General features: G+C 69.9%; 24 protein-coding genes and 1 riboswitch. Of the genes, 12 read left to right on the top strand and 12 right to left on the bottom strand.

The features are described 5' to 3' along the window. Positions 1–5: 5 nt before the first annotated feature. Genes serC through B9B60_RS10625 form a run of 3 tightly spaced genes read right to left on the bottom strand, consistent with a single transcriptional unit; the run spans position 6 to position 3,111 of the window. Positions 6–1,124 carry a phosphoserine transaminase gene (serC, locus tag B9B60_RS10635; RefSeq protein WP_084451384.1) on the bottom strand — a complete coding sequence of 373 codons (1,119 nt, stop codon included), beginning with the start codon at positions 1,122–1,124 and terminating at the stop codon, positions 6–8. After that, positions 1,121–2,002, bottom strand: a complete 882-nt coding sequence (locus B9B60_RS10630; RefSeq protein WP_084451383.1) for an LppX_LprAFG lipoprotein — start codon at positions 2,000–2,002, stop codon at positions 1,121–1,123. The genes serC and B9B60_RS10630 overlap by 4 nt, the downstream gene beginning before the upstream one ends. Further along, complete coding sequence (locus B9B60_RS10625) at positions 2,002–3,111, bottom strand: citrate synthase 2 (protein ID WP_084451382.1); 1,110 nt, start codon at positions 3,109–3,111, stop codon at positions 2,002–2,004. The genes B9B60_RS10630 and B9B60_RS10625 overlap by 1 nt, the downstream gene beginning before the upstream one ends. Before the next feature lie 123 nt (positions 3,112–3,234). On the opposite strand from B9B60_RS10625, the gene B9B60_RS10620 reads away from it, so the two are divergent. Continuing rightward, positions 3,235–5,205, top strand: coding sequence for an acyltransferase family protein (locus B9B60_RS10620; RefSeq protein WP_159451193.1), 1,971 nt, complete (start codon positions 3,235–3,237; stop codon positions 5,203–5,205). Between the two features lie 18 nt (positions 5,206–5,223). Here the strand turns inward: B9B60_RS10620 and B9B60_RS10615 are convergent, their stop codons facing one another. Next, on the bottom strand, positions 5,224–7,233 hold the full coding sequence (locus B9B60_RS10615) for an acyltransferase family protein (protein WP_143445543.1): 2,010 nt from the start codon (positions 7,231–7,233) through the stop codon (positions 5,224–5,226). Positions 7,234–7,618: 385 nt separating this feature from the next. On the opposite strand from B9B60_RS10615, the gene B9B60_RS10610 reads away from it, so the two are divergent. Together B9B60_RS10610 and pdxH are read left to right on the top strand one after the other, a co-directional pair. Beyond that, positions 7,619–8,224 (top strand): recombinase family protein, encoded by a 606-nt coding sequence (locus B9B60_RS10610; RefSeq protein ID WP_234993842.1) that lies wholly within the window; start codon positions 7,619–7,621, stop codon positions 8,222–8,224. A gap of 226 nt (positions 8,225–8,450) precedes the next feature. Further along, the gene (gene pdxH / locus B9B60_RS10605) at positions 8,451–9,155 is read left to right on the top strand and encodes a pyridoxamine 5'-phosphate oxidase (protein WP_084451379.1); all 705 of its coding nucleotides are present in this window, start codon (positions 8,451–8,453) and stop codon (positions 9,153–9,155) included. 6 nt (positions 9,156–9,161) lie between these two features. On the opposite strand, the gene B9B60_RS10600 is transcribed toward pdxH, so the two are convergent. Beyond that, positions 9,162–10,457 carry a hydroxyacid-oxoacid transhydrogenase gene (locus B9B60_RS10600; RefSeq protein WP_084451378.1) on the bottom strand — a complete coding sequence of 432 codons (1,296 nt, stop codon included), beginning with the start codon at positions 10,455–10,457 and terminating at the stop codon, positions 9,162–9,164. A 12-nt stretch (positions 10,458–10,469) separates the two neighbouring features. Continuing rightward, entirely contained in the window at positions 10,470–11,207 is a 738-nt protein-coding gene (locus B9B60_RS10595) for an SDR family NAD(P)-dependent oxidoreductase (protein WP_084451377.1), read from the bottom strand. A 71-nt stretch (positions 11,208–11,278) separates the two neighbouring features. Here B9B60_RS10595 and B9B60_RS10590 point away from each other — a divergent pair, with 71 nt between their 5' ends. The 3 genes from B9B60_RS10590 to B9B60_RS10580 all read left to right on the top strand — a co-directional run bounded on the left by B9B60_RS10590 (position 11,279) and on the right by B9B60_RS10580 (position 14,318). Continuing rightward, a complete protein-coding gene (locus B9B60_RS10590; RefSeq protein WP_072623629.1) occupies positions 11,279–12,475 on the top strand; it encodes an MFS transporter in 1,197 nt (398 codons plus the stop codon). A 7-nt stretch (positions 12,476–12,482) separates the two neighbouring features. Next, positions 12,483–13,199 (top strand): iron-dependent transcriptional repressor DtxR, encoded by a 717-nt coding sequence (locus B9B60_RS10585; protein WP_084451375.1) that lies wholly within the window; start codon positions 12,483–12,485, stop codon positions 13,197–13,199. Between the two features lie 125 nt (positions 13,200–13,324). Then, positions 13,325–13,500, top strand: a riboswitch (cyclic di-AMP (ydaO/yuaA leader). A 2-nt stretch (positions 13,501–13,502) separates the two neighbouring features. Beyond that, positions 13,503–14,318, top strand: coding sequence for a C40 family peptidase (locus B9B60_RS10580; RefSeq protein WP_084451374.1), 816 nt, complete (start codon positions 13,503–13,505; stop codon positions 14,316–14,318). Between the two features lie 60 nt (positions 14,319–14,378). Here B9B60_RS10580 and mnhG read toward each other — a convergent pair whose 3' ends face one another. The 6 genes from mnhG to B9B60_RS10550 are packed head-to-tail and all read right to left on the bottom strand — an operon-like array spanning position 14,379 to position 20,466. Then, positions 14,379–14,756, bottom strand: a complete 378-nt coding sequence (gene mnhG, locus B9B60_RS10575; RefSeq protein ID WP_072623632.1) for a monovalent cation/H(+) antiporter subunit G — start codon at positions 14,754–14,756, stop codon at positions 14,379–14,381. Next, complete coding sequence (locus tag B9B60_RS10570) at positions 14,753–15,019, bottom strand: MrpF/PhaF family protein (RefSeq protein WP_072623633.1); 267 nt, start codon at positions 15,017–15,019, stop codon at positions 14,753–14,755. The genes mnhG and B9B60_RS10570 overlap by 4 nt, the downstream gene beginning before the upstream one ends. Further along, the gene (locus B9B60_RS10565; RefSeq protein WP_072623634.1) at positions 15,016–15,582 is read right to left on the bottom strand and encodes a Na+/H+ antiporter subunit E; all 567 of its coding nucleotides are present in this window, start codon (positions 15,580–15,582) and stop codon (positions 15,016–15,018) included. The genes B9B60_RS10570 and B9B60_RS10565 overlap by 4 nt, the downstream gene beginning before the upstream one ends. Then, a complete protein-coding gene (locus tag B9B60_RS10560; RefSeq protein ID WP_084451373.1) occupies positions 15,579–17,210 on the bottom strand; it encodes a Na+/H+ antiporter subunit D in 1,632 nt (543 codons plus the stop codon). The genes B9B60_RS10565 and B9B60_RS10560 overlap by 4 nt, the downstream gene beginning before the upstream one ends. Next, on the bottom strand, positions 17,207–17,650 hold the full coding sequence (locus B9B60_RS10555) for a Na(+)/H(+) antiporter subunit C (RefSeq protein WP_084451372.1): 444 nt from the start codon (positions 17,648–17,650) through the stop codon (positions 17,207–17,209). Before B9B60_RS10555 ends, B9B60_RS10560 begins: the two co-directional genes overlap by 4 nt. Continuing rightward, positions 17,647–20,466: a Na+/H+ antiporter subunit A gene (locus B9B60_RS10550; protein WP_084451371.1), complete on the bottom strand. Its 2,820-nt coding sequence runs from the start codon at positions 20,464–20,466 to the stop codon at positions 17,647–17,649. Before B9B60_RS10550 ends, B9B60_RS10555 begins: the two co-directional genes overlap by 4 nt. Before the next feature lie 192 nt (positions 20,467–20,658). Here B9B60_RS10550 and B9B60_RS10545 point away from each other — a divergent pair, with 192 nt between their 5' ends. The 6 genes from B9B60_RS10545 to B9B60_RS16915 all read left to right on the top strand — a co-directional run bounded on the left by B9B60_RS10545 (position 20,659) and on the right by B9B60_RS16915 (position 26,014). Further along, the gene (locus tag B9B60_RS10545; protein ID WP_084451370.1) at positions 20,659–22,119 is read left to right on the top strand and encodes an HNH endonuclease signature motif containing protein; all 1,461 of its coding nucleotides are present in this window, start codon (positions 20,659–20,661) and stop codon (positions 22,117–22,119) included. 405 nt (positions 22,120–22,524) lie between these two features. Next, positions 22,525–23,328: an adenylate/guanylate cyclase domain-containing protein gene (locus B9B60_RS10540; RefSeq protein WP_200811209.1), complete on the top strand. Its 804-nt coding sequence runs from the start codon at positions 22,525–22,527 to the stop codon at positions 23,326–23,328. 9 nt (positions 23,329–23,337) lie between these two features. Continuing rightward, entirely contained in the window at positions 23,338–23,958 is a 621-nt protein-coding gene (locus B9B60_RS10535) for a type II CBASS E2 protein (RefSeq protein ID WP_084451369.1), read from the top strand. After that, entirely contained in the window at positions 23,948–24,496 is a 549-nt protein-coding gene (locus tag B9B60_RS10530) for a Pycsar system effector family protein (protein ID WP_084451368.1), read from the top strand. Before B9B60_RS10535 ends, B9B60_RS10530 begins: the two co-directional genes overlap by 11 nt. Positions 24,497–24,896: 400 nt before the next feature. Beyond that, positions 24,897–25,331, top strand: coding sequence for a hypothetical protein (locus B9B60_RS16920; protein WP_143445542.1), 435 nt, complete (start codon positions 24,897–24,899; stop codon positions 25,329–25,331). A 101-nt stretch (positions 25,332–25,432) separates the two neighbouring features. After that, a complete protein-coding gene (locus B9B60_RS16915; protein ID WP_143445541.1) occupies positions 25,433–26,014 on the top strand; it encodes a hypothetical protein in 582 nt (193 codons plus the stop codon). Positions 26,015–26,451: the final 437 nt, after the last annotated feature.

Genomic DNA, 26,451 nt, shown 5'->3' with positions numbered 1-26,451 from the left:
AGCGGTCAGAGCCGCTCCAGCACGTGGTCGATGCAGGCGAGCAGTGCGGAGACGTCGTCGGGGTCGACGGCGGGGAAGGTCGCGATGCGCAGCTGGTTGCGGCCGAGCTTGCGGTAGGGCTCGACGTCGACGATGCCGTTGCGGCGCAAGGCGGTCGCGATCGCCGCGGCATCGACCTCGTCGTCGAAGTCGACCGTGGTGACGACCTGCGAGCGGGCCGCGGGGTCGGTGACGAAGAGGCTGGTGTGTTCTCCCTTCGTCGCCCACTCGTGGATCCGCGAGGAGGACTCGGCCGTGCGGGCGGTCGTGAAGCCGAGTCCGCCCGAGGTGAGCATCCAGCGGACCTGCTCGGCCATGAGGGCGAGCGTCGCGACGGCCGGGGTGTTGAGCGTCTGGTCCTTGCGCGAGTTGTCGATCGCGGCGGTCAGCGAGAGGAAGTCGGGGATCCACCGGTCGGTCGCGGCGACCTCCTCGGCGCGGGTCAGGGCCGCGGGGCTCATGATGGCGAACCAGATGCCGCCGTCGGAGGCGAAGGACTTCTGCGGCGCGAAGTAGTAGGCGTCGGTCTGCGCGATGTCGACGGGCAGGCCGCCCGCGCCGGAGGTGGCGTCGACGAGGACGAGCGCGTCGTCGTCGGTGCCGGCCGGGCGCTCGACGGGTGCCATGACGCCGGTGGAGGTCTCGTTGTGCGGCCAGGCGTAGGCGTCGACGCCGGCGACCGCCTCGGGTCGGCTCAGCCCGCCCGGCTCGGCCGAGCGCACATCGGGCTCGGCGAGGAAGGGAGCGCGTCGCGTGACGGCGGCGAACTTGCCGGAGAACTCGCCGAAGACGCAGTGCTGCGCCCGCTCGCGGATCAGGCCGAGGGCCGCGATGTCCCAGAAGGCGGTCGACCCGCCGTTGCCGAGGACGACCTCGTAGCCCTCGGGGGCACCGAAGAGCGTCGCCAGACCCTCGCGCAGCTCGTGGACGAGACCCCGGACCGGTGCCTGGCGGTGCGAGGTGCCGATGACGTCGCGGGCGATCGAGCGGAGGTAGTCGACCTGCTCGGCGCGCACGAGGGAGGGACCCGAGCCGAAGCGGCCGTCACGGGGGCGCAGCGTCTCGGGGATGGTGATGTCGGTCATGGGACCTCGGCGAGCTCGGAGGACTTGGGCTTGGTGATCGAGACCGGCTCGCCCCACTCGGAGGCGGTGAGGACCGCATCGGCCCCACCCTGGGTGAAGGACATCTTGCGGATGAGGTCGTCCTCGTCGAGCCACACGTCGTAGGTCATCGTCGGCGGGGCGTCGGGGTCGGCCTCCAAGCCGAGCTCCTTGCGCACGTCCGCGGTACGCACGGTGGCCGTGTAGTGCCGCGTACGCACGCCGTCGACCTGCTCGTCCCCCTTGTCGCCGGCCGACTCGACGCCCGCGATGAAGGCGTCGAGCTGGGTCCGCATGCTCAGCAGGGCCGTCTGCTCCAGGGCCCGCTTGACGAGCGGGTTGGTCGAGTCCTCGGTCACCTCGAACCACTTGGGCGGCTGGGCCAGGTAGTACTGCCCGTCGACGAGTCGGTAGGTCATCTGCTGGCCGCCCGCATCGACGTCCATCTCGAGGGCGTCGTCGGCGAGGTCCTGGTAGCCGCTCGCCGTGGCGTCGGGCCCGAAGCGCACGTCGATCTTGACCGTCGGGTTGGCGTCCACGGCGGCCTCGAGCCGGTCGGCGAACTCCTGGGCGTCGAAGGGCTTGCCGGTGTCCGTCGAGGTGGAGCTCGACGCCGCAGCCGACGAGCTCTTGGTGGAGTTGGACAGCGTCGGCTCGTCGGAGCCGCTGCTCGTCGAGCGGGGCGAGCTCGTGCTCGATCCGCCGGGGGTGCTGCCCTTGTCGCCGCCGGGGGTGGGTGTCGATGAGTTGGAGACGGAGTCGTCGCCGGCCCCGGCCGTCGGCCCCGGCCCGCCGTCGCCGCCGCACGCCGACAGGGCGAGGGCGGTCGTGGCGGTGAGGGCGATCGCGGCCGTGCGCATCAGACCGAGGGCAGCTGGTCGTAGCCCGCGACGTCGGAGATCGCCCGGGGGCCGTGACCGACGTAGTTGCTGCTCGGGCGGATGAGGCGGCCGGTGCGCTTCTGCTCGAGGACGTGCGCTGCCCAGCCGGCGGTACGGGCGCAGACGAAGAGCGGCGTCATCATCTCGCCGGGGACGTCCGCGAAGTCGAGCAGGACCGCCGCCCAGTAGTCGACGTTGGTCTCCATCTTGCGCTCGGGGTAGCGGTCGGCGAGCTCGGCGATGGCCGCCTTTTCCAGCTCGAGAGCGACCTCGTAGCGCGGGGCGCCGAGGCGCTTGCAGGTGTCGCGCAGGACGGCCGCGCGCGGGTCGTAGGCGCGGTAGACGCGGTGACCGAAGCCCATGAGGCGCTCCTTGCGGTCGAGCGCGTCCTTGACGTACTTCGTCGCGTCGCCGGTGCGCTCGACGCCCTCGATCATGTGCTGCGCACGCGAGGGCGCGCCGCCGTGGAGCGGGCCGGACATCGCGCCGACCGCGCCGGAGAGGCAGGCGGCGACGTCGGCGCCGGTCGAGGCGATGACGCGGGCGGTGAAGGTCGAGGCGTTCATGCCGTGCTCGGCCGCGGAGATGAAGTAGGCGTCGATGGCCTCGACGTGCTTGGGGTCGGGCTCGCCGCGCCAGCGGATCATGAAGCGCTCGACGATGTTCTTGCCCTCGTCGACGCGCGCCTGCGGGACCATCGCGGAGTTCTGCCCGTGCGCGGACTGGGCGATGAAGGACAGCGCCATGACCGAGGCTCGGGCCAGGTCGTCGCGGACCTGGGTGTCGTCGATGTCGAGGAGCGGCTTGAAGCCCCACAGGGGCGCGAGCTGCGCCAGGGCCGACTGGACGTCGACGCGGATGTCGCCGCTGTGCACCGGCAGGGGGAAGGGCTCGGCGGGCGGCAGGCCCGGGTCGAAGCTGTCGTCGACGAGCAGCCCCCAGACGCGCCCGAAGGAGACCTTGCCGACGAGGTCGTTGATGTCCACGCCGCGATAGCGCAGGTTGCCCCCGGCCTTGTCCGGCTCGGCGATCTCCGACTCGAAGGCGACGACGCCCTCCAGACCGTGCTTGACCTCGGTGTCGGACATGATCTGCCTCTTTTCGTTCCGGTGCTGCGGTGCTCGGCGCCCAGTCTTGCACGCGGGCAGCGGCTCGCTCACGTGTGGGCGCCCAGTAGCATGCCCGTCGACGACGGAGCGACGGGGGATGCGATGGCGCAGGCAGGCCGGCAGTACAGCCCGGCACTCGACGGTGCCCGTGGGGTCTTCGTGGTGGCCCTGCTCGCCTACCACTTCGGCCTCTCGCAGCTCGCCGGCATGTGGGTGGTCATCAACCACTTCTTCATCTTCTCCGGCTTCCTCATCGTCCGGCTGCTCGTGCAGGAGTACGAGCGCCACGGCGACATCGACATCATGGGCTTCTACCGGCGGCGCATCCGTCGCCTGCTGCCGGCACTGGTCGCCGTGCTGGCCTTCGTGGCCGTCTACGGGGCCCTCTTCGCCGAAGGGGGACAGCGTCGCCGCATCGGGGGAGACATCCTCGCGACCCTCGGCTACGTCATGAACTGGCGCCTCATCGCGCAGGGCGACGAGTACTTCGGTGACCAGGGCGCGGCCTCGCCGCTCCAGCACGCCTGGACCCTGGCCATCGAGGAGCAGTTCTACCTCGTCGTCCCGCTGCTCGTCATCGCCCTCTTCGCGCTCGCGGGTCGTCGTCGACGGTGGGTGGTCGTCGCGGCTCTCGTGGTCGGCTGCCTCGCGTCCGTGCTGTGGACCTGGCACCTGGGGTTCCCGGAGCAGGCGGACCACGGCCGCGTCTACTACGGCACCGACGCCCGCGCCCAGTCGCTCTTCCTCGGCGCCGCGCTCGGTGCCTGGCGGGCACCGCGACGATCCGGGCGGGGCCCGTGGCGCATCCCGCGTCGGGGGCTCGAGGTGCTCGGCGTCGCGGGTCTCGTCGGCTCGATCTCGTGCTTCTGGTTCGTCACCCCCTTCACCCCGTGGATGTTCAGCGGTCCGGGTCAGCTCCTCTTCGGCCTGGCGGGCGCGGGCATCGTCCTCGCCTGCGCCGACCGGCAGCGCTCCGCGGTCCAGTCCTTCTTCTCCTTCGCCCCCTTCGCCTGGGCCGGACGTCGCACCTACGGGCTCTACCTGTGGCACTGGCCGATCTTCGTCGCCCTCTCCGGGGTCGTGGGGTCGGGGCCGCTGCTCTTCGTGCTGTGCATGGTGGCGACCTTCGTCGTCGCCGACCTGTGCTACCGCTACCTGGAGGTCCCGGTCCTCGCCAAGGGCGTCCGGGGCCTGCTGCCGCGGACCCGCAGGCCGCTGCTGCTGGCCCTGACCCCGGTCGTCGTGATCGCGGTCGCCGCCTTCGGCCTCGTGCGCACCGCCCCGCCGCCGCAGGCGGACGTCACGGCCGAGTCGGCACCGAGCCTGCAGTCCGTGCCCGACCTCGTCGAGGGCCAGCCCGGCTACCGACCGGACGCGCCGGCGCGCATCGCGGTCCACGGCGACTCGGTGCCCTACTACCTCGTGCAGCGGCTGCCCGCCGCGACCTTCCCCGGCGTGCGCGTCGACAACCTCGCCGGCGAGGGGTGCGACCTGCTTGACGAGCCCATCAGCTACGCGGCCGGCCTGCGCAAGGAGACCGAGCCGTGGTGCGCCGACCTGAAGAAGGAGTGGCCGGACACGTTGGCTGCCAACGGCGACGAGGTCTTCGTCATCTTCGCCTCACCGCTGACGGCCATGCCCCACCTCGTCGACGGCGAGCGCCTGTGGCTGGACGACCCGGCCTTCCGTCGGGTCATCACGGACAAGCTGGAGCAGCTGCGCTCGCAGGCGGTGGGCGCCGGCGTCGAGCAGGTGCAGGTGGTCAACGTGCCGTGCCGGGTCGTGCCCGACGACATCCCCGACGAGATCCGTGCCGGCCTCGAGGACGAGCCGGAGAAGGTCGCCGAGTTCAAGGATCCCAAGGTCATCAACCGGCTCATCGACCGGTGGGCCGACACCCACGACGACGTCGAGGTCATCGACCTGGACGGTGCTCTGTGTGCCGAGGGGTTCACCGACGAGGTCGCGGGGATGCAGCTGTACAACGACTTCCAGCACTACTCACCCGAGGTGACGCCCACCCTGTGGAAGTGGCTCCTGGGTCAGGTGAGCGCCAACTTCGCCGATCGGTGAGGTCACCGGACGTGCGCCTCAGGCGTCCCTGAAGTTCCAGGCCGTGGTGATCTCGGGGGCCAGCCAGGTCCAGACGAGCTGCGCGCCCTGCCGGGAGAAGTGGACCCGGTCGGCGTAGAGGTCGGCGCCGTTGATCTGCGCGCGATAGCCCTGGGCGCAGACCGCGGAGTTGAGGTCGAGGACGGCGACCGAGACCTCGCTGCGCTGCTCCTGGACCTCCTTGGCCCACCGGGTCACGATCTCGTTGGTGGCCGTCGGGTCGATCTTCACGGCCCCGAGCTGCTCACCGTCGCGGGTCGTGGCCGGGTCGTCGTGGCAGGTGGCGTTGACCAGCTGCAGCTGTCGGGCGCCGGAGCGGCGGGTCTGCTCGAGCAGGGCGTCCAGGGCGCGGCGGACCTCGCGGTCGTGCGCCTCGGTGCCGGGCCGGACCGTGCGTCCGTCGCGGACGATCGGCTGCGTGAGTGCGGTCTCGATGGGGGACAGGACGATCTGCGATCCTGCCCCGCGCACCTCGTCGGGCCAGCGCTCGCGCCAGGCGGCACAGGTCTGGTCCTCCTCGACCTCGCCCCCACCCAGGTACTTGAAGGTGATCGGCACCGGGTTGCAGGAGCCGCGGCGGGTGTGGCCGCTGACGTCGAGCCCCGGGTAGTCGCGTCCCACGAAGCCGTCGCGGATCGACTGGGCGATGGAGCTGCCGACGACCGAGACCCGCAGGTCCCCGGAGGGTGGGTCGTAGTCGGCTGCGGCCGCGAGGGGGCGGCCGTCCCAGTCGCCGTCGACGAGCGGGGACCACACGGTGCTCAGGGCGTAGGCGAGCGCGGCGACGGCGGCGACGAGCGCAGGAGCCGCCCACTGGCGAGCTCGTCGTCCCAGCCCGCGGGGCACGAGCGCGCCGAAGCCGCCGATCATCACGGGCAGCTCGACGAGCCGGTAGGACGCGACGGCGCAGACCCAGGCCAGGGCGAGCTTGATGGCGATGGCGATGACGAGGGGCAGCCCGTCCAACGGCAGCCAGAGGGAGATGGGCCAGTGGAAGAGGTAGAGGCCGTAGGAGATCTGGCCGAGGTGGACCAGTGGGGACCAGCTGACGATCCGGTTGATCCGCAGGGGGCGCGGGTCGAGCGCGGAGGCGCCCATGCACGCCGCCATGACGGCGAAGACCAGCATGCCGCCACGCTCGAAGACCCACCGGCCCGTCTCGTCGAGGACGAAGAAGGCCGAGACCGACAGCACGGTGCCGCCCCAGCCGACCACCTCGGCGGCGGACCGGCTCAGTCGCGGTGCGTCGCCGCGCCGGTCGGGGGTAAGGAGCATGGCGACCGCCAGCCCGACGAGGATGGCCTGGGCGCGCACGTCGGTTCCGTAGTAGAGGCGTGAGCCGGTGGCGCCGCTGTCGGCGAGCACGGCGGTCCACGCGGCGCTGAGCACGGCGAGCCCGAGGACGATCGCGGTGCGTGCCCAGCGGCGGCGGACCACGAGGACGGCTGCGACGACGAAGGGGGCGAGGAGGTAGAACTGCTCCTCCACGCCGAGCGTCCACACGTGTCGCAGCGGGCTGGGCTCGACGAGCACGTCGAAGTACTGGTCGTCGCGGGCGATCAGGCGCCAGTTCTGCCAGAAGGTCAGGCTGGCGAAGGCGTCACCTGCCGTCTGGGGTCGGTCGCCCTGGTCGACGAGCAGGGTGTGCGCCAGGACGGCGATGACGAGCAGGACCAGTGCGGGGACGAGGCGCCGAGCGCGTCGCAGGTAGAAGCGCACCGCGTCGATCCGGCCCCGACGCTGCCACTCCTTGATGAGCATGCCCCCGATGAGGAAGCCGGAGAAGGTGAAGAAGTGGTTGATGCCCACCCACCCGCCAGCGAGCTGGGTGACCCCGAAGTGGTAGAGCATGACGAGCACGATGAAGAGCCCGCGGTAGCCGTCGAGCGCCGGGCGGTAGGAGCGGCCCATCAGGTCGAGGTCCGTGCTCACGAGGTCGCGCCACCGGCCGCGCTGACGGCGGGCGCGCCGCGGGGCGGCAGGACGCATGAAGGACTCCACATGACGGGCGGACGACGGTCCCGGGCAGGTTACCGCCGCAGGTGGCGATCGTCGTCGTGCCGTATGCGAACCCGACCAAACCCGGCGTAGGAAGCGCACGCATGAATTCGTGGCGTCGTTCCAGCCCGCCTTCGCGCCGAGACCATCTCAGGTCGCTTTGTCTGCCAAGATGTGGCTCGCCGATCGTGAATCATTCGGGGGATCGACGGCGTGTGCCTGGGGAGGCCTGTGGTGGTGCGGCGTTGGTTGGTGGCTGTGGTTGTGGTGGTCGCTGTCGTTGTGGGGGTGGTGCCGGCGGGGGCGTCTGGCTCGGGTGTGGGGGTCCGCTGCTTGCGGCGGTTGCGCGCAGAGAAATCAATCTGAGGTTTATTCCGTGATCAGCGAGGACGACTTTCCAGAAGGCGGCTTGACCGCCAAGCAACTCATGGACCTCCTCGAGCAGGATCCCGCGTTTCGGGCTGGGCGGGCTTCGGGTGAAGCTGAACTTGAGCAACGGGTTCGACGTTGGCGCGAAGCTGAGCAACCACTCGTCGAGGATCTGCGTCGCGAGGGCGTCTGTGTGGATTCGGTGTGGGACTTGGTGAACACTTCGGAGCCGTACCCAGAGGCGTTAGCCGTCTTGATGGCGCATCTCGAGCGGGACGTGTACCCAGATCGTGTCCGGGAGGGGATCGCTAGAGCCCTGGCTGTGATCCCTGCATCGGTCTACTGGGATAGGTTGCGAGCCGTGTACCAGAAGCCCTTGGGTCGAGGCGCAAAGGAAGGTGTTGCCGTGGCGTTGGCCGTGGCCGTGGCCGCTGCCGCCGAGCACATGGATGCCGTGGAGGCTCTCGTGCGAGATGAGGGCAATGGGGCGTCTCGGGTTCACTTCGTTGGGGCAATCCTCAGAATTGGCGGTATGCGGGGCCGGTCGTTCGTCGAGTCTTTGCGTTCGGACCCCGTTCTAGGCCGAGAGGCGTCCGCGTTGCTTTCCAAATGAACGGCGCGGTGTGGGATTTCCGCATTGTCTTCGCCTATAAAGGGGCGTCGACTTCCAACCGTCTCGTCTTCATCCTGCGCGGAGCGTAGCCGGCAGAAATCGCCCGACCAGCAGTCGAACCCGCCGCATTCTGACCCCAAACGGAACCTGCGATGCCGTGAGCACTTTTCTTGGCCTAACCAAGACCGGCCGTATCCGTAACCTGTGGCGTCGTAGTCTGGCGGCCATGAGCGCCTCGCCCGACGGCATGATCCCCCGCACGCCACCGACGGTGGACCACGTCGACTACGCCGGGGAGGGGCTGGCCGACGGAGAGGTGCCGGGCGCTCCCTTCGCGCTCGTGACGTCGTGGATCGACACCGCACGGGCCCGCCAGGCCGACCGCGGCGACGTGCCGGAGCCGCTGTCCTTCGCCGTCGCGACCGTCGACGAGCAGGGGCGGCCGGACGTGCGCACGGTGCTCATGCGCTTCCTCGACGCCCGCGGTCCGGGCTTCGTCACCAACCTCGAGTCGGCCAAGAGCCGGCAGCTGCAGGCGACCCCGGGCATCGCCGCGACGATCACCTGGCCGGCGATGTTCCGCGCGGTCCGCTTCCGCGGGCGGGCCGAGCTCGTGGCCGAGGCCGAGATCGACCGCTACTTCGCGGAGCGGCCGCGCGGGTCGCAGCTGAGCGCGTGGGTCTCGCACCAGTCGCAGCCGATCGCGGGCCGCGAGCCGCTGGAGCGCGCCTGGGCCGAGGTCGAGGAACGCTTCGCCGGTCAGGACGTGCCGCGCCCCGACTTCTGGGGCGGCTGGCGGATCGTCTGCGACGAGGTCGAGGCGTGGGCCGGTCGGAGCAACCGGCTGCACGACCGCTTCCGCTGGACGCGGGTCGCCGACGGCGGGCTCGACGTGGCGGGCGCGTGGCGGGTGGAGCGGCTCCAGCCCTGAGTCACCTCACCAGTGGTGCATCGACGCCCGCACCACGCCGGCGACGTCCTCCTCGGTGACCTCGCGCGGGGCGGTGGCGAGCAGCCGCTGCTGCTGCATCGTCCCCGAGACGATGCCGTCGACGTCCGCGTCGCCGTAGCCGATCTCGGCCAGGCCCGAGGGCTGGCCGATGTCACGCATGAGGCGGCGCAGCACGGCCGAGAGGCGCTCCGGCTCGGGGACGTCGGCGTCAAGGCCCTGCGGGTCGAGCCAGGCGGCGGCGGTGAGGTGGCGCTGCGGGTTGGCCGCGAAGGTCATCGCGAAGGCCGCCGGAGCCGTCGACGCGACCGCCATCCCGTGGGGCACCATCGCCTCGTCGACGTCGTAGTCGCGCGGCCGGAATTCGGAGCCGAGGTCGTGGACCCGCCCGGCGATCGGGTAGGCGTTGGCGTGCGGCACGTGCACACCGGCGTTGCCGAAGCCCATCCCCGCGAAGGTCGCCGCGAGCGCCATGTCGGTCCGCGCCTGCTCCTCCCCGGCCACCGCCCCGCGGAAGGCGCCGGCGAGCAGCCGCATCGCCTTTTCCGCATAGAGGTCCGAGATCGGGTTGGACCCGCAGTAGGGCACGCGCTGCTCGGGCGTCTTGTGCTCGTAGCTCGTGTAGGGCCGCGCGGTCCACGACTCGAGGGCGTGGCACAGGATGTCCATGCCCGCCGACGCGGTGACCCCCGCCGGCTGGGTCGCGGTCAGCTCGGGGTCGACGACGGCGAGCACCGGCCGCAGCCGCTCGTGGCTGATGCCGGTCTTGACCTGGGACGCCAGCACGTCGAGGACGCACACGGTCGTCGACTCGGCCCCGGTCCCGGTCGTCGTGGGCACCGCGACGAGCGGGAGCACCGGCTGCTCGGGCGCGCGCCCGCCCCCGACCGGGGCGTTGACGTAGTCCATGAGCTCACCCGGGTTGGTGAGCAGCAGGGACACTGCCTTGGCCGTGTCGATGCTCGACCCACCACCGACGGCGACGACGGCGTCGAAGGGTGCCGCCCCCTTCGCCCGCTCGACGGCGGCGGCCAGCGACACGTCACTGGGCTCGACGGCGGCGGAGTCGTGCACGTCGACCCGCAGCCCGGCCGTGCGCAGGGCCTTGGCGACGCGCTCGGGGTGGCCGGTCGCGGCCAGCCGGGGGTCGGTGACGACGAGCGCGCTGCGGGCGCCCAGCCCGGCGACGTCGTGGCCGATCTCGGTGACGGCGCCGGGGCCGAACTTCAGCCGCGGCGCGGCATAGGTGAAGACGGACTCGGGCGTGTGCGGTGACGTGGGCATGACGGTGCCTTCCTACTCCCGGTGGACCTTGTGGGCGGCGGCCTGCGCCCGCGGCTTGATGACCATGAGGTCGATGTTGACGTGGCGCGGCCGGGTGGCCATCCAGGTGATCGCCTCGGCGATGTCGTCGGCGACGAGCGGCTCGGCGACGCCGGCGTAGACCTGCTCCGCCCGCTCCCGGTCACCCTTGAAGCGGGTGAGCGAAAATCCCTCGGTCTGCACCATCCCGGGCGCGATCTCGGTGACCCGCACCGGCTGGTCGACGAGCTCCAGACGCATCGTCTCGGTCATCGTCGCCAGCGCGTGCTTGGCCGCGGTGTAGCCGGCGCCGCCCTCGTAGGAGGTGCGCCCCGCGATGGAGCCGACGTTGACGATGACCCCCTCGGCCGCCACGAGCGAAGGGAGCAGCGCCTGCACCACGCGCAGGGTCCCGATGACGTTGACCTCGTACATCGCCCGCCAGTCCTCGACGTCGCCGGTCGCCACGGGGTCGAGGCCGTAGGCGCCACCGGCGTTGTTGACGAGCACGTCGAGCCGGTCGCCCACCTCGGCGGCCAGGGCGGCCACCGCGTCGGGGTCGGTGACGTCGCAGGTGACCGCGCGCCCGTCGATCTCGGCGGCGAGGTCGGCGATGCGGTCGGTGCGGCGGGCCGCGCAGACCACCTCGTGGCCGGCCGCTGCGAGGGCGCGCGCGGTGGCGGCGCCGATGCCGGAGCTGGCGCCGGTGACGAGGGCGAGGGGGTGGGTCATGGGCACTCCTTCGGGCGGCGACGCTGACACCGCCCAAGGTATCGACACCGCGGCAGGAGAGGATGGCCGGGATGAGCGAGAGCGAGACCTTCGGCTGGAGGCGCATCGCCGTACCCGCCTTCGGGCCGACCCTGCTCTCCGCCGCGGCCACGGGTGCCGTCGTGCCGATCGCGGCGCTGCGCGCCGACGAGCTCGGGGCGAGCATCGGCACGGCCGCCTTCGTCGTCGCCCTCACCGGCGTCGGCCAGCTCGTCGGGGTCCTGCCCGCCGGGGCGCTCGTCGCCCGCATCGGGGAGCGGGCCACGCTCGTGCGCGCCGGGCTGCTCGACATCGTCGCCCTGGCGGTCGCCGGCTGGGCGCCCTCGCTGTGGCTCATGGGCGTGGCGCTCCTGCTGAGCGGGTTGGCGTCCTCGGCCTTCTTCCTCGCCCGGCAGGGCTACATGATCGACGTGCTGCCGCAGCGGCTGCTCGCCCGCGGCATGTCGCTGCTCGGCGGCTCGATGCGCGCGGGGCTGCTCCTCGGGCCGGTCCTGGGCTCGGTGGCGATCGCCCCCTTCGGCCTGCAGGGGGCCTACGGAGTGGCCGTGCTCCTCGCCGTCGGCTCGGTGGTCACCGTGCTCACCGCGCCCGACCTCACCGGCGACCACGAGCGGGCCCGGGCCGGGGAGCCGCACACGGGGGTCCTGCGGGTCGTGCGGCAGCACGCGCGCCTCCTGCTCACCCAGGGCATCGGCGTCACGGTGATCTCCGCGCTGCGGCAGTCGCGGTTGGTGATCCTGCCCCTGTGGGCGGTGCACATCGGGCTCGACGGCGTCGACTCCTCGCAGATCTTCGCCGTCGCCGGCGTCGCCGAGCTGCTCCTCGTCTACCCGGGAGGCTGGGTCATGGACCGCCTCGGCCGGGTGTGGGTCGTCGCGGTGCTGCTGTCGGTGGTCTCGACGTCCTTCCTCGCGCTGCCCCTCGCCGGCACGAAGGGGGAGCTGCTCGCCGTGGCCCTCGTCATGGCCCTGGGCAATGGTCTGGGGTCCGGCATCGTCATGACCCTCGGGGCCGATGCGGCGCCGGACCGCGACCGCGCGCAGTTCCTCGGCGCCTGGCGGCTCATGGGCGAGCTCGGCCACGCCGGCGGCACGCTCGGGCTGAGCGCCGTGACGGCCCTGGTGTCGCTGCCGGTCGCGGCGGTGGTGCTCGGCGCGACCGGGCTCGTCGGGCTGGGCTGGACGAGTCTGTGGGTCTCGCGGGCCGACCGGGAGCGCGGCAAGGCATGATGGAGCTGTGAAGGATCTCATCGACACCACGGAGATGTACCTCCGCACGATCTTCGAACTCGAGGAGGAGGGCATCCCTCCCATGCGGGCCCGCATCGCCGAGCGGCTGGGGCACTCGGGTCCCACCGTTTCGCAGACGATCGCGCGCATGGAGCGTGACGGGCTGGTGAGCCTCGGCGAGGACCGTCGCCTCGTGCTCTCCGACGAGGGCCGGCTCCTCGCCACCCGCGTCATGCGCAAGCACCGCCTCGCCGAGCGACTGCTCGCCGACGTCATCGGCCTCGAGTGGGAGCACATCCACGACGAGGCCTGCCGCTGGGAGCACGTGATGAGCGAGCGCGTCGAGCGCAAGATCCTCGCCATGATCCCCGAGCACCGCGAGTCGCCCTACGGCACCCCGATCCCCGGCCTCGACGAGCTGCTCGCCGGCGGCGACGAGGCCCCGGCCGACGACTACCTCGAGGGGCTCTCCAGCCTCACCGACGTCGTCGACGGCGGCCTGACCGGTCCCTTCCGTGTGCGGCGCATCGGTGAGCCGGCGCAGGAGGACCACGAGGCGCTCGCACTGCTCACCGAGGCCCGGCTGCGCCCGCGCGAGGTCGTGCGCGTCACTCCCGAGGACGACCGCATCATCGTCGCCCGTGACGGCGCGGCCCCCTCCGACGCGGTCTCGCTGCCGCGCGACGTGGCCGTCCACGTCTTCGTGGAGCAGATCGCGCCCTGACCGCGTGCGTACCGTGCCGTGACCTCGGTGTGACATTTTCGTGATCGGCAGGTGCGGTCGGGAGGTCCGCCTCCCCTGGGCGGATCCGTCACGCGGACGACAAGTCCTGCCACCGCACCGACGGTAGTGAGAGCACACCGCATGGCAGGAGCGGGGGACCCACTCATGGGGCATCGCGGATGCTCCTCGGGGTGAAGTCCCGGGGCGTGCGGACCGCTGGGTCGGTCCGGTGCCGCGGGACCGGACCGCACCTCTGGCCCGAACCCGACAGCTGACCTCGCAGGCGGGACAGAGGTATACATCGTGTCTCACAACGTCGGGCGCCACCGCGCTCCTGAGCGCTACAACCCCCTGACCGAGATCGGCACCGTCATCAGCCAGACGGGCACCCCGCTGGCCAAGGGCTCCGCCGTCCTCGCCGCCTCCGGTGGTCTCGTCGCCGCCATCGCCATCCCCGCGCAGGCGAGCACCGCCGCCGACCAGGTCGACGCCACCCCGGTCCGGGCCGCTGCTGCCCCCGCCGCCCCGGCTGCCGCGGCCGTCACCGCGCCGAGCGCCCCGGCCACTTCGACGGCCGCGACCTCCGCCTTCGGCAAGATCGAGGTCGAGCCCGTCGCCAAGCCGACCGGCCCCACCCCCTACCAGCTGCGCATGCGCGCCGAGCGTGAGCAGGCCGCGCAGGAGCGCGAGTCCGAGGCCGCCAGCCGCTCGCAGGAGCGCCAGTCGCCCGCCCCGCAGGCGAGCACCTCGACCCCCGCCGCCGAGACCGCGGCGCCGGCCCCGGCCGCCTCGAGCAATGTCGTCGAGATCGCCAAGCAGTACATCGGCACCCCCTACGTCTACGGCGGCTCGACCCCCGCGGGCTTCGACTGCTCCGGCTTCACGCAGTACGTCTTCGCCAAGGCCGGCAAGTCCATCCCGCGCGTGACCACCGCCCAGCAGGCCGCCGCCACCCCGGTGTCCAGCCCGCAGCCCGGCGACCTGGTCTTCTTCGGGTCCCCGTCGTGGCACGTCGGCATCTACGTCGGCGACGGCATGATGATCGACTCGCCGCGCACCGGCTCGTCGGTCTCGATCCGCCCGATCTTCGACGGGGTCTCCGGCTACGGCCGGGTCTGACCGCCGACCCGACAGGGGGCGAAGGGAGCAGCTGCTCCCTTCGCCCCCTGCGTCATGTCGTCAGGACTGCTCGCGCTGCCGGTCCTGCTCCTGCATCCGTCGGTAGGCGGCGCCGAGCTCGTCGTGGTGGAGCAGGCCGTCCTCGACGATGCCGGTGCGGTAGCCGGCGCGGCCGAGGATGTGTGCCGTGACCGGGGCGGTGAGGGCCTGGGCGCCGACGACGATGAGCAGCGTGGCGACCGAGGCCCAGGTGCGCACCGTGAGCGCCAGGCCGAGCAGGATGAGCAGCAGGCCCAGGGTCTGCGGCTTGGTGGCGGCGTGCATGCGGGCGAAGAAGTCGGGCAGGCGCACCAGGCCGATCGCGCCGACGAGCGCCAGCGTGGCACCGAGGAGCAGGCTGATCGCCCCGGCGAGGTCGAGGATCTGCGCCCAGCTCATGAGGCATCGTCCTTGCGGGCCATGAAGCGGGCGACCGAGACCGACCCGACGAATCCGGTGAGGCTGAAGACGACGAGGATCGGCAGCGTCCCGGCGTCACCGGTGCGCACGATCTGGGTCGCCATGATGCCGATGACGATGACGATGACCACGTCGAGGCTCAGAGCACGGTCGAGGGTGGTCGGACCCCGCGCGATGCGCACGAGGACCAGGCCGGCGGCGGCGAAGAGCAGCCCGAGACCGATCGACAGGATGATGCTCATGCGACCTCCTGCGTGCAGATCGAGATCTCCTCGGGGGTGCCGATGGCCCGCACGACCCGGGTCTCGACGGCCAGGACGTCTCGGCGCAGCTCCTCCACGCCCTCGGGCGTGGTGACGTGGAAGCCGTGGACGTAGAGGACGTTGGCGCCGCGTCTGGCCTCGACGACGATCGACCCGGGCACGAGGGAGACGAGCGCGGAGACGATCGTCATGTAGAACTCCGATTGCGTGCGCATCCGGACCTCGACGATCGAGCCACCTTGGCTGGGGCGGCGGCTCAGGGTGGCGCCGGCGATCTGGACCGCGGCGCTCACGAGGTCGACGAGGAAGCGCCCGATGAGCAGCAGGAGGCGCCACGGGTGGATCCGCCCGAAGTACTGGATCGAGGGCAGCGGGAAGATCTGCGTGACGACCGCGCCGATGATCAGGCCGTTGACGATGTTGCCCAGGGTGATGCGGTCCCAGAGCAGGACCCACACGACGGCTAGGGCGATGATCGCCCGGGGCTGGAAGCCGCCGCGCCGACGGGTCGCCGGGGTCGTGTCGATGGCGGTGTCGCTCACGGCGCCTCCTCGGGCAGGACGGCGCGGACGTAGGCATCGCTGGAGAGCATCTGCCGGGCCGCCGCGTCGGTGTAGGTGAAGAGCGGGCCGGCGAAGAGCGAGAGCCCCAGGCTGAAGGCGACGACCGCGGCGGCCGCGCCCAGCATGAGCGGCGGCATCGGCCGCTCGACCTGGGTCACCGCCGGCGGCGGGGCGATCGGGGTCGAGGGGCGCTGGGCCGCGACGGCGGCGCCGATGGCGTCGCTCAGGCGCCCGAAGCTCGGGGTGAGCGTCGGCATCTCGAAGGTCTGGTCCTGGCCCTCGACAGCACGCGGCCGCCAGAAGGCCGCGCTCCACGTCTTGGCCACGGCGTAGAGGGTGAGCAGCGAGGTGACGACCGAGCCGACGACGAGCGTCCAGGCGATGACGCTGCCGTCCTGGGTGCCGGCCTGCAGCAGGCCGACCTTGCCGACGAAGCCGGAGAAGGGCGGGATGCCGGCGAGGTTCATCGCCGGGACGAAGAAGAGGACGGCGAGCACCGGGGTGCTCGCGGCGAGCCCGCCGAGGCGGTCGATGACCGTCGAGCCGCCCACCCGCTCGATGAGGCCGGAGATGAGGAAGAGCGCGGTCTGCACGGTGATGTGGTGGGCGATGTAGAAGATCGCCGCCGACACCCCGGACTCGCTCGCCAGCCCGATGCCGAAGAGCATGTAGCCGATGTGGCTGACGAGGGTGAAGGAGAGCATCCGCTTGATCCCCGGCTGGGCCACCGCCCCGAGGATGCCGATGATCATCGTCAGCAGGCCGGCCCCCATGATCAGGTGGTGCAGCGGTGACTCGGGGAAGAGCAGGAACTGGGTGCGCACGATCGCGTAGACGCCGACCTTGGTGAGCAGTCCGGCGAAGACGGCCGAGACCGGCACCGGCGCCGACGGGTAGGAGTCGGGCAGCCACGCCGACATCGGGAAGACGGCCGCCTTGATGCCGAAGACGGTGAGGAGCATCAGCTGCAGCGCCAGCGAGACCGTCGAGTCGATCTCGGGCAGGCGAAGGGAGAGCTGCGCCAGGTTGACCGTGCCGGTCGCGGCGTAGACCCCGGCGATCGCCGACAGGAAGAGGAAGGAGGAGACCATCGAGACGATGACGTAGGTCGTCCCCGCCCGGATCCGGGTGCCGCTGCCGCCGAGGGTCAGCAGGACGAAGCTCGCGAAGAGCAGCATCTCGAAGCTGACGAAGAGGTTGAACAGGTCGCCCGCGAGGAAGGCATTGGACACGCCGGCCGAGAGCACGAGATAGGTCGGGAAGTAGATCGCGAGCGGCGAGTCCTCGTCGCCGTCGGCGACGCCCTGCCCGATGGCGAAGACGAGCACGACGAGGATGACGAAGGAGCTGATGAGCAGCATGAGCGCCGAGATTCGGTCGGCGACGAGGGCGATGCCCAAGGGTTCGGACCACGCGCCGAGCCACAGCGCGATGGGTCCGTCGTGGTGGGTGGACCACATGAGGGTGGCGGCGACGGCGAGGCTGGCGGCGAGCACGGCGATGCTGATGGCGACCTGCACGCGCGGGTGACGGCGGGCGACCAGGGTGAGGGCGGCGCCGAGCAGCGGCAGCAGCACCGGCATGGGCAGGAGGTTGGCCACGGTCATGCGGTCGCGTCCTCCTCTTGGGCCTCGGTCGTGGACTGGGTGTCGTCGTCGTAGGTGCTGGAGACCTCGTCGCGTTCGGCGAGGCGCTTGATCAGCTCGTCCTCGGCGTCGTCGGGTACGTCGTCGCTGCCGGTGATCCGCCACTGGCGGTAGGCGAGGGACAGGACGAAGCCGACCGAGGCCAGGGCGATGACGATCGCGGTGAGCACCATCGCCTGGGGGAGCGCGTCGCTCATCTCGTCGGCCGGTCGTGCACCGACGAAGGGGGCTCCCTTCGCCGGTCCGGAGACGACGAGGTAGAGCGTGGCGACGCCGTTGGACGCCAGGACGATGCCGAGGATCAGGCGGGTGAGCGCTCGCTCGAGGAGCAGGTAGACGCCGGTCGCGATGAGGAAGCCGGCGACGACGACGAGGCTGAGGTTGGGCGCGATGGCGTTCATGCGGTGGCCCCGTCCTCTTCGGCCTGCTTGTCGACACCTGCACCGAGCGAGCGGACGACGTCGAGCGCGAGCCCGATGACGATGAGGTAGACGCCGATGTCGAAGAACATCGCGGTGACGAGCTTGACGTGACCCCAGACGGGGACGTCGAACTGCACGACCGCCGACTGCAGCACGGTGCCGCCGAAGGCGAGCGGCGCGAGCGCGGAGAGCGCCGCGACGACCAGGCCGGCCCCGAGGACGAGACCGGCGCTCACCGGGGCCGCGCGGTCGAGCTCGGCGCGACCGCCGGCGAGGTAGCGCACGAGCAACGCCAGACCGAGGACGAGGCCACCGGCGAAGCCACCGCCGGGCTGGTTGTGCCCGGAGAAGAGCAGGTAGAGCGAGAGCGCGATCATCACGTGGAAGACCAGCCGGGTGGCGGTCTCGAGGATGACCGAGCGGCGCTCGCGGGGGAGCGACGCGGTGACCGGGCCCTGGTTGCGCCGGCGGGTCCACGAGCGCTCGACGTCCTGGGTGCGCACGAAGACCAGGCTGGCGATGCCGGTCGCGGCCGCGACGAGGACCGAGATCTCGCCGAGGGTGTCCCAGGCGCGGATGTCGACGAGGGTCACGTTGACGACATTTTGTCCGTGGCCGAAGTCGTAGGCCTGCTCGGGGAAGGCCTTGCTGATCGGCTCGTGGATGCGGGCATTGGCCGCGACGACCGTGAGAATCGAGATCGCCGCGCCCATGGTCCCGGCGAGGGCGAGGCGCCACAGCCGGCGGCGCGAGCGGCGGCCGGAGCGGGGGCGGCGGCGGAAGTCCTGCGGGAGCATGCGCAGCACGAGGACGAAGAGGACGAGGGAGAAGGTCTCGACGAGCACCTGGGTCAGGGCGAGGTCGGGCGCCCCGTGCAGGTGGAAGAGCAGGGCCAGCCCGTAGCCGGTGAGGCCGACGAACATCACCGACTGGAGGCGGTTGCGGCCGCGCACGGCGAGGATCGCCGCGGCGATGACGAAGAGCCCGACGGCCGCCTGGCTGAAGGTGTCCCACAGCCGCACCTCGGTGCCCGGCAGGGCGGTGGCGGCGACGACGCCCGGCAGGAGGATGACGACGAGGAAGATCGCGCCGAGGTAGGTCGGCAGCGAGCCGCCCTGGGCGAGGGCGGTGACCTCGACGGCGAAGCGGTCGAGGGCCTTCATGAAGCGCTGGTAGACGCGCTCGGCGTTGACCACCTCGGGCAGCGCGGCCTGGACCCGGGCGAAGGGGGCCCGCCCCACGAAGAGCAGGAGGCCGGCGACGATCGCCACGACGGTCAGCCCGAGGGCCGGGGTGAGGCCGTGCCACAGCGCGAGGTGCTCGGGCTCGGCGCCCGGGAGCGTCTCGGTGTAGGGGTGGAAGAGCTTGGTGAGCGGGTCGCCGAAGAAGCCGGACGCCAGGGTCGTGAGCGACAGCAGGACCGGCGCGATGAGCAGCGCGTGGGGTGCGGCGAAGGGGGTGGGGCTCGGGGCGGCGCCGGTCGCCCCCTTCGTCGCGAAGGCACCCCAGACGAAGCGCGCGGAGTAGGCCACCGTGAGCACAGATCCCGTGACGAGGCCGACGACGGCCAGCCAGCCGGTGGTCGTCGACAGGGGGCCGTGAGCGGACTCGATGACGGCGGTGAGCGCCGACTCCTTGGCGACGAAGCCGACGAGCGGCGGCAGGCCGGCCATCGAGGCGGCGGACAGGGTCGCGGCCGTGGCGAGGACCGGTGCGGTGCGCCCGAGGCCGTGCAGCTGCGTCAGGTCGCGGGTGCCGGTCCCTTTGTCGATGATGCCGACGCTGAAGAAGAGCACCGACTTGAAGAGGGCGTGGGAGAGGACGAGGGCCAGGGCGGCCAGCCCGGCGGCCTGGGTGCCGACGCCCGCGAGGACGGTCATGAAGCCCAGCTGGCTCACCGTGCCGTAGGCGAGGAGGAGCTTGATGTCGTCCTGACGCAGGGCCCGCCAGCCACCGAGGATCATCGTCCACAGGCCGAGGACGAGCAGGACCGGACGCCACCCGGGCACGTCCGCGAAGATCGGCTCGAGCAGCAGGATGAGGTAGATGCCGGCCTTGACCATCGAGGCTGCGTGCAGGTAGGCGCTCACCGGGGTCGGGGCGGCCATGGCGCCGGGCAGCCAGAAGTGGAAGGGCACCTGCGCCGACTTGGTGAGGGCGCCGACGAGGACGAGGAGGGCGGCCGTCGTCGTCAGGGCGCCGGCCGGGGGCGGCGAGGCGAGCATCTCGCTGATCGTGTAGCTGCTCGTCTCGCCGATGATCACCGTGCCGATGAGCATCGCCAGGCCGCCGAAGGTCGTGACGAGCAGGGCCTGGGTGGCGGAGCGGCGGTTGGCCGAGCGCACCGGGTTGTGCCCGATGAGCGTGTAGGAGAAGACCGTCGTCAGCTCCCAGAAGATGTAGAGCGCCAGGAGGTTGTCGGCGAGGACGAGGCCGAGCATGGCGCCCGCGAAGGCGGTGAAGACGCCCGTGAAGCGCCACAGGCTGGGGTCGTCGGGCTTGAAGTACCAGGCGCAGTAGAGCAGGGCGAGGGCACCGACGCCGGTGACGAGCAGCCCGAGGAGCCACTGGAGGGTGCCGAGCCGCAGCGCGAAGTCCATGCCGAGCGAGGGGACCCAGGCGATGTCCTCGACGATCGACCGGCCGGCGGTCACGTCGCCGGTCTGGGCGAGGAGCCAGGCGAAGGCCGCGGCGGGCACGAGGGCCAGGACGAGGAAGGCGCGTCGGTTGAGGAGCTTGGCGAGGCCGGGCGCAACTGCTGCCGCCGCGAAGTGCGCAAGCAGCAGCAGGGTCACGAGGGCCTCTCACGGGTCCGGGGACGGGAGGCCAGTTTAACGGCAGGTGACCCAGCGCCCCGAGGTCGGGGTGCACGCGCGTCCTCGCGGTGCCGTAGGTGCCCGGCTCGGCAGGTTCCCGAAGACATCTCGGCCCACCCTCTTGAATTCTTCGAACACATGTTCGATACTGGAGGGGCGAGGGGAGGCGCCATGACACATCAGTCGATCACCGATCAGGTCAGTGGGACCACGGTCCCGGGGCGCCTGCGCGCCGTGCTTGCCGAGGTGTCCGCCACCGGCGTCGACGGGCTGACCGAGGTCGAGCTGCTCGAGGTCGTCGCCCTCCTCGAGATGACGAAGGGGGCCGCTGCCGCCGCTCAGGCCCGCGCCACTGCACGCTTTGTCGAGGAGCGTGACGCGCGGGTTGCCGAGATGGCCGCCGCCGAGGAGATCTCCCGTCGCGAGGCCTCGCTGCGACGCCGGGCCACCCGCAGCGAGGTGGCGCTGGCGCGGCGGTGCTCGCCGGGTCAGGCCGACCGTCACGTGGGCGCCGCGCAGGCGCTCGTCCACGAGCTGCCCGGCACGATGGCCGCGCTCACCGCGGGTGAGATCAGCGAGTGGCGGGCGACGATCGTCGTCCGCGAAACGGCCTGCCTGTCGCCGGTGCGCCGGCGCGAGGCCGACCGTCGGTTGGCGGGTGGGCTGCGCGACCTCGGTGACCGGGCGCTGGCTGCCGCCGCGCACCGGGCGTGCGTCGACCTCGACCAGGAGTCGGTCGTCGAGCGGCGGCGTCGGGCCGCGGCCTCGCGGCACGTGTCGGTCCGCCCGGCGCCTGACGGCATGGCCTGGCTGTCGATCCTCGGGCCGCTCGTCGACGTCGTCGGCGCCCACGTCGCGCTGCGCGCGGCCGAGCAGGCGCGGCACGTGGCGACCGGTGACCCCGAGGCCGATGCGGCCGCTGCCGCCGACGAGCGGGGTCGTGGTGCCTGGATGACCGACACGGCCCTCGAGCTGCTCTCCGGGCGGGCGCCCGGTCAGGCCCAGCCGGTGGAGATCGGGCTCGTGATGAGTGAGGGCGTGCTCCTCCCGGGCACGGGCTCGGACGCTGGCGGCGCCGACGAGGTCGAGGTGCCGGGTCACGGCGCGCTGGCCGGTGACCTCGCCCGCGAGCACGTGCTGCGACTGCTCGACGAGGGCGTTGACCGAGATGGCGAGACGGCGCTCTGGCTGCGGCGGCTCTGGACAGCGCCCGACGGGCGCGATCTCGTGGCCGTCGACTCGAGGCAGCGGCTCTTCGCCGGTCGGCTGAGGCGGCTGATCGAGCTGCGCGACGCGACCTGCCGGGTGCCGTGGTGCGATGCTCCGGTGCGCCAGGTCGACCACGTCCGCCGGGTCTCCCGTGGCGGCGAGACCTCCGCGAGCAACGGCATGGGCGTCTGCCAGCGGCACAACCTCGACAAGGAGGCGCCCGGCTGGCGGGCCGAGGTGATCTCGACCGGTCTCGACCCGGGCGGCGGGCCGCACGAGGTGCGGCTGACGACCCCGGCTGCTGGTGATGTCCGCTGCCTCGCGCCACCCCTGCTCGGCCTCGGTCGTGCAGAGAGACGGCCGGTGGTGGAGCAACCGTCGGCGCTTGAGGCCCGCCTGCTGGCGCTGCTCGACGCGGCCTAGGTGATGGGCGCCCCCGGCTGGATTCGAACCAGCGACACCTTCTTAGGAGAGTCGTGAGGGCGTGATTCGCGCGTCTGACAACCGTGACAACCGCGGAAACTCGGGTCCGCCGGTGTCGGTCAGAGCTGTTGAGTCGACCGTCGTACGTCCAAAATGCGGCCTCGCAGCGTCGGCTCGTTGGCACGTCACTTGCAAAGCTGAGGTGAGGAGGTCGGCTCGGCGGCTGCCGAATGTAAGCAGGTCCGCACCATCCCTAAACCCTCGCGCCACCTCGGGCATCGTGGAGTGTGGAGAGCGTTCTGACGTATCGCGCCTCCATGGATCTCTAGAGCGACTCGGCTGTCGGCGCCACTACGTATCCTGTACCTGCAGCCCTTCGGCTGCTGATGCCGGGAGGACCGCGAGTTGAGCGACTACACCAGGGCACAGTTCGGTGCCACCGTGCGCGATGACTTCTCGCGGCGTCGCGCAACGCAGTCGATGCAAAAGTCGACGACGGCGAGCGCTGCGTTGGAGACCAAAGCGCTTGGGCACCCCGATTACGAGACCCTCGACATCGGGGAGCGGCGAACGGCACCGATGGTGACCGTCTTCCTCGATCTCACGAACTTCACTGGGCGCACGTTCTGGGACGACCAGGATGAGGTCGTGGATCTCGCCCATGCCGTGCTCTCCGGCTTCGTCGAGGTTGTCAATCTCTTCGGAGGGCACCCGCTGGGCCTTCGGGGAGATGGTCTCTTCGCCGGCTTCAGCCCTGGTCAGCCCGAGGTCACGGGCGCGATGGCACTTGCCGCTTGCGCCTTCGCGCTAGACGGCATCGAACGGGAGGTCAACCCCTGGCTAGACGGCCGCCGTATCGCTCGCATCCAGGCCAGGGCCGGTCTGGACTATGGCCAAACGACCTTCGTTCGTAGCGGCAGCCGGGAGCGTAGCGAGATCAACCCGCTCGGTTTCGCCGCAAACTTCGCCGCAAAATGCGAGAAGAAGGCTAAGTCATGGGAAATCGTCGTCGGTCAAGGGCTCCGCGAGCTTCTGCCGGAGTATCCGCATTTCGTGGAGCACCATGCCTCGCCTAAGACGTACACCCGCGACTATAAGAGCAGGCTGTATAGATTTTACGACTACCGCTGGCGTAATACTCTGCCCCTTCTGCCCGGCGTCCTCTCTGATCTGAACGGCACTCCGACCTCGCTCATCTTGACAAAGTAAGGACGTACCATGACCATCGCTGCCCTGCTTGGCCACTTCAAGATCGATGTGCCCCGCTACGTCACCATGGATGGCCAGATCGTTTTTAGCGGTGTAACCGCCTCCGACAGTGGTAATTACACCCACACCGACCACGGCACCGTCAGCCCTGTTGCCAATCACACCTTCCATGGTGGAGAAGACGAACCGGCCGATGGCCCCGATACCCCCACCCACTGGTGGGACGACAGCGACGCGCTCGCTTGGCACATTGAGGATATGAAGAGGTGTTTTCCCAAGTTCATCTTCGTTCCCGCCAGCGAGAAGGCCGCCCCGTGCTGGATCGGCGAGATTGACACCGGGCGCGGCAAGTTTGAGGTGATTGTCGTTCTCCGTCGTGACCGGGGACTGCCGTCGGTAGCAAAGATCGGCGGACCCCAGCTCGGGGTCAGTGCGGGTCGCAGATGGATTCCTTCGCCTCACTTGTATCTGAATGGCAACCTGTGCGTCGCCGACCGGGGGGACTGGAGGCCCGATGAGCACACCGCCGCTACAGCCACCGCCTGGGCCGCGCATTGGCTCGCCGCCTATACGGAGTGGCGCATCACCCGTCGTTGGCCAGTTGAGGGGGTACGGTCGCGTGCTGCGTAACCGCAGCTTGTGCCCGCCGCCGGGAGCGGGGATCAAGGTTGACCCCACCGACGGTGGCTTCCAGGCGCTGGACCAGATGGCTAACTGGGTCCGCTTTGCGGATAGCAAGGCCACCATTCTCACCGCCGGGTTCGGGGTCCTGGTGACCATGCTCATCACCAATGCAGGGACCATCGCCAGTGCATTGCGTGAGGGCTGTCTAGCCGCTCTTGTAGTGGGTGTGCTCGCCGTTGGTGCCGTCCTCGCGGCCGCCTGGACGCTCTATTGGCTCGTGCGGGCGATCGCACCCCAGAGCGCGATTCGCTACTCCCATCTGAACCGATTCGCTTGGCCATCGCTTGTCAACGCCACGCCGCAGCAGTTGCTCCAGCACGCTCAGCGCGTCGATGTTCGGACCGATATTTGGCAACAAGTCGTCGATCTCTCAAGCATCGCGAACCGGAAGTTTGACTGCTGCGGTAAGGCTGTTCACGGCTTTGCTGCGCTCGCCGTCCTCGGGCTCGCTTGCGTCGCCGTTGCTACGGGCCTGACGGGCTGATCGCAATAATCTAGGGGTGCTATGTGATGCGTGTGCGGCGAGCTCGCCCCTCGAAAATGATCCAGGCGGTCCGAATCGTGCCTGGCTTCTACGACATGCGCGACTAGATCAATCCGGCCCGCCGGCCCGTTAGCGGAGCATCGCAGACATCTTCCTGCTTGTCGGCCTCGTGCTCCTCCGGCTTTTGGTGATGTTCCTACCGGCCGCCGGTCTCGTGACCATCCCCAGGCAGGGCCCACAAGTTGTTGTCCGTCTTACGGATCAGCAGTACTCGCTTGTCGGGCGACTGCACCACGGCGACGACTGATGGCACGACTGTGTTCGCGGCGGGGGCCTTATGATCGTTGACGTAGTCCGTTCGTCCCATGCCCAGAGTCTACCCAGTCAAAGGAGTTGCGCCGTGGATCGCTTGGAGGGTGACGAGTGGGAGAAGCCGGTTGCCGTGGTTCTTGACACGAACTTGTGGGGCAAAGGACATCCGGACTACGAAGCAATCGAAAGTCTTGCCAAGCGGCTAGGGAAGTACGAGATTCCAGTTTGGGTGCCGCAGCAGGTCGCACATGAGTGGGTGTCTCACTGCGAACGCGATTTGGCGGCGCTGCGCAAGAGTTACTCGATTTTAGTTAAGGCCGATGCATTCGATCAGGACGTCGCCATTAACAAGAAAATGAGCACTCCAGAGGGAGTCATTTCCCGGCTCGGGGAAATTTCGAACGTTGAGGTCATCCCAATGCTGGGCGAATCGGCGGTCGCGGCTCTTCTGGATCAAATTGCCGGCAAGGGGGGGGCACCACGAAGACGAATGTCAAGACCGGGGCGGTCGACTCCTCCATAGTCAGAGATGCTCTGGGTCGTTGCGCGGGTGGGGAGTTCCCGATCTTCGTTACCGGTAACGTTAAAGACTTTGAGAAGGTCGGCAAAGAGCTCGATGTAGAGATGCGCATCGCAAACCTTCGCCAGATCCACATGAGAGGGTACGCGATCCCTCCCGCAACTGAGGATGTGGACACACTGCTTGAGGAGGTAACGGAAGAGGTTGTGTCCAAGAACTTCCTACGAGCCTGGCGATCGTGGCAAGAATTCGTAACAGCTGACAGTGATGGGCATAGTCCTTCTTGGGACTCAGAGATTGATTGGAACATCACTGAATACTCGACCCCAAGCAGTCTTCTTGGGGGCAACTTTCAGATTACTGACGTTGGCGTCCTGGGGATTCCGGAGGTGACTGAGGTCCATCTTGCGGAGGTGGAAGAGTTCACGGTCGAGGACGTTGACGGTAACGTTTTTAGTTACTCAGCCCTCCTCGATTGCACGTTCTCCGCGGTCGTTGAAGTGCAGGGGTATGTCCTCGACGGGAACGGTGAAGTCCAGATGCTCTCAGAGGTTTTTTATGATTCGATTGTGGAGTCCACGGTCCATTTGGACTTCTCCGCTGAATCAGATTCAGAATTCGACATTGTCGAGACCTCCAGCGTCACGATCGCCGATTTGGTTCACCCGTGTCCGGTGGGGCTTTAGCGGTCTCCCACACCTTCTGTGCCCATCTCTCGAATGCTGCGAAAGGGTTCCCTCGTGAAGCCCGTTCAAGTGGAAGACCGGGGCCTGGCTGGCTGGGATTCCATAGATGTGCTGGTTGACGAGCATCTCCCAATCAAACCGAAAAATTGATTGGTAGAGAGTGCAGCCATGCTGTCGGAGGTCGATGCCCTCTGTGCCCTCAAGAGGCCGCAGATATTTCCATGTCAACCGGCATCTTTGAATGACCGAGTCGCCAATTTCTTCCTCATTTCCGCGCACAGCCACAGCTCGCGAGTCGGGGTCCCCCAGGATGAGCCTGATCCGAGCCCCGACCGAAGCACGTTCTCTTGGGGCGTCTACGAAGTCCGGCAATGCATCATGCAGAAAGCTGGCCGAGAAAGCAAGCACGTCGATTCTCTTCTGCGCCGTGTATGAGA

The sequence above is a fragment of the Janibacter indicus genome (assembly GCF_900176385.1).
GTDB lineage: Bacteria > Actinomycetota > Actinomycetes > Actinomycetales > Dermatophilaceae > Janibacter > Janibacter indicus.
Note: the sequence above shows the minus strand (reverse complement) of the source record. Positions and strands in the feature narration are given on the sequence as shown.

Bases quoted from the DNA above. Each gene is read 5' to 3' on its own strand.
- B9B60_RS10560 (WP_084451373.1), bottom strand. From the start codon at position 17,210: ATGACCGTGGCCAACCTCCTGCCCATGCCGGTGCTGCTGCCGCTGCTC.
- mnhG (WP_072623632.1), bottom strand. From the start codon at position 14,756: ATGAGCTGGGCGCAGATCCTCGACCTCGCCGGGGCGATCAGCCTGCTC.
- B9B60_RS16915 (WP_143445541.1), top strand. From the start codon at position 25,433: ATGCGCATCGCAAACCTTCGCCAGATCCACATGAGAGGGTACGCGATC.
- B9B60_RS10555 (WP_084451372.1), bottom strand. From the start codon at position 17,650: ATGAACGCCATCGCGCCCAACCTCAGCCTCGTCGTCGTCGCCGGCTTC.
- B9B60_RS10595 (WP_084451377.1), bottom strand. From the start codon at position 11,207: ATGACCCACCCCCTCGCCCTCGTCACCGGCGCCAGCTCCGGCATCGGC.
- B9B60_RS10590 (WP_072623629.1), top strand. From the start codon at position 11,279: ATGAGCGAGAGCGAGACCTTCGGCTGGAGGCGCATCGCCGTACCCGCC.
- serC (WP_084451384.1), bottom strand. From the start codon at position 1,124: ATGACCGACATCACCATCCCCGAGACGCTGCGCCCCCGTGACGGCCGC.
- B9B60_RS10600 (WP_084451378.1), bottom strand. From the start codon at position 10,457: ATGCCCACGTCACCGCACACGCCCGAGTCCGTCTTCACCTATGCCGCG.
- pdxH (WP_084451379.1), top strand. From the start codon at position 8,451: ATGAGCGCCTCGCCCGACGGCATGATCCCCCGCACGCCACCGACGGTG.
- B9B60_RS10620 (WP_159451193.1), top strand. From the start codon at position 3,235: ATGGCGCAGGCAGGCCGGCAGTACAGCCCGGCACTCGACGGTGCCCGT.
- B9B60_RS10615 (WP_143445543.1), bottom strand. From the start codon at position 7,233: ATGCGTCCTGCCGCCCCGCGGCGCGCCCGCCGTCAGCGCGGCCGGTGG.
- B9B60_RS10570 (WP_072623633.1), bottom strand. From the start codon at position 15,019: ATGAGCATCATCCTGTCGATCGGTCTCGGGCTGCTCTTCGCCGCCGCC.
- B9B60_RS10535 (WP_084451369.1), top strand. From the start codon at position 23,338: ATGACCATCGCTGCCCTGCTTGGCCACTTCAAGATCGATGTGCCCCGC.
- B9B60_RS10545 (WP_084451370.1), top strand. From the start codon at position 20,659: ATGACACATCAGTCGATCACCGATCAGGTCAGTGGGACCACGGTCCCG.
- B9B60_RS10630 (WP_084451383.1), bottom strand. From the start codon at position 2,002: ATGCGCACGGCCGCGATCGCCCTCACCGCCACGACCGCCCTCGCCCTG.
- B9B60_RS10625 (WP_084451382.1), bottom strand. From the start codon at position 3,111: ATGTCCGACACCGAGGTCAAGCACGGTCTGGAGGGCGTCGTCGCCTTC.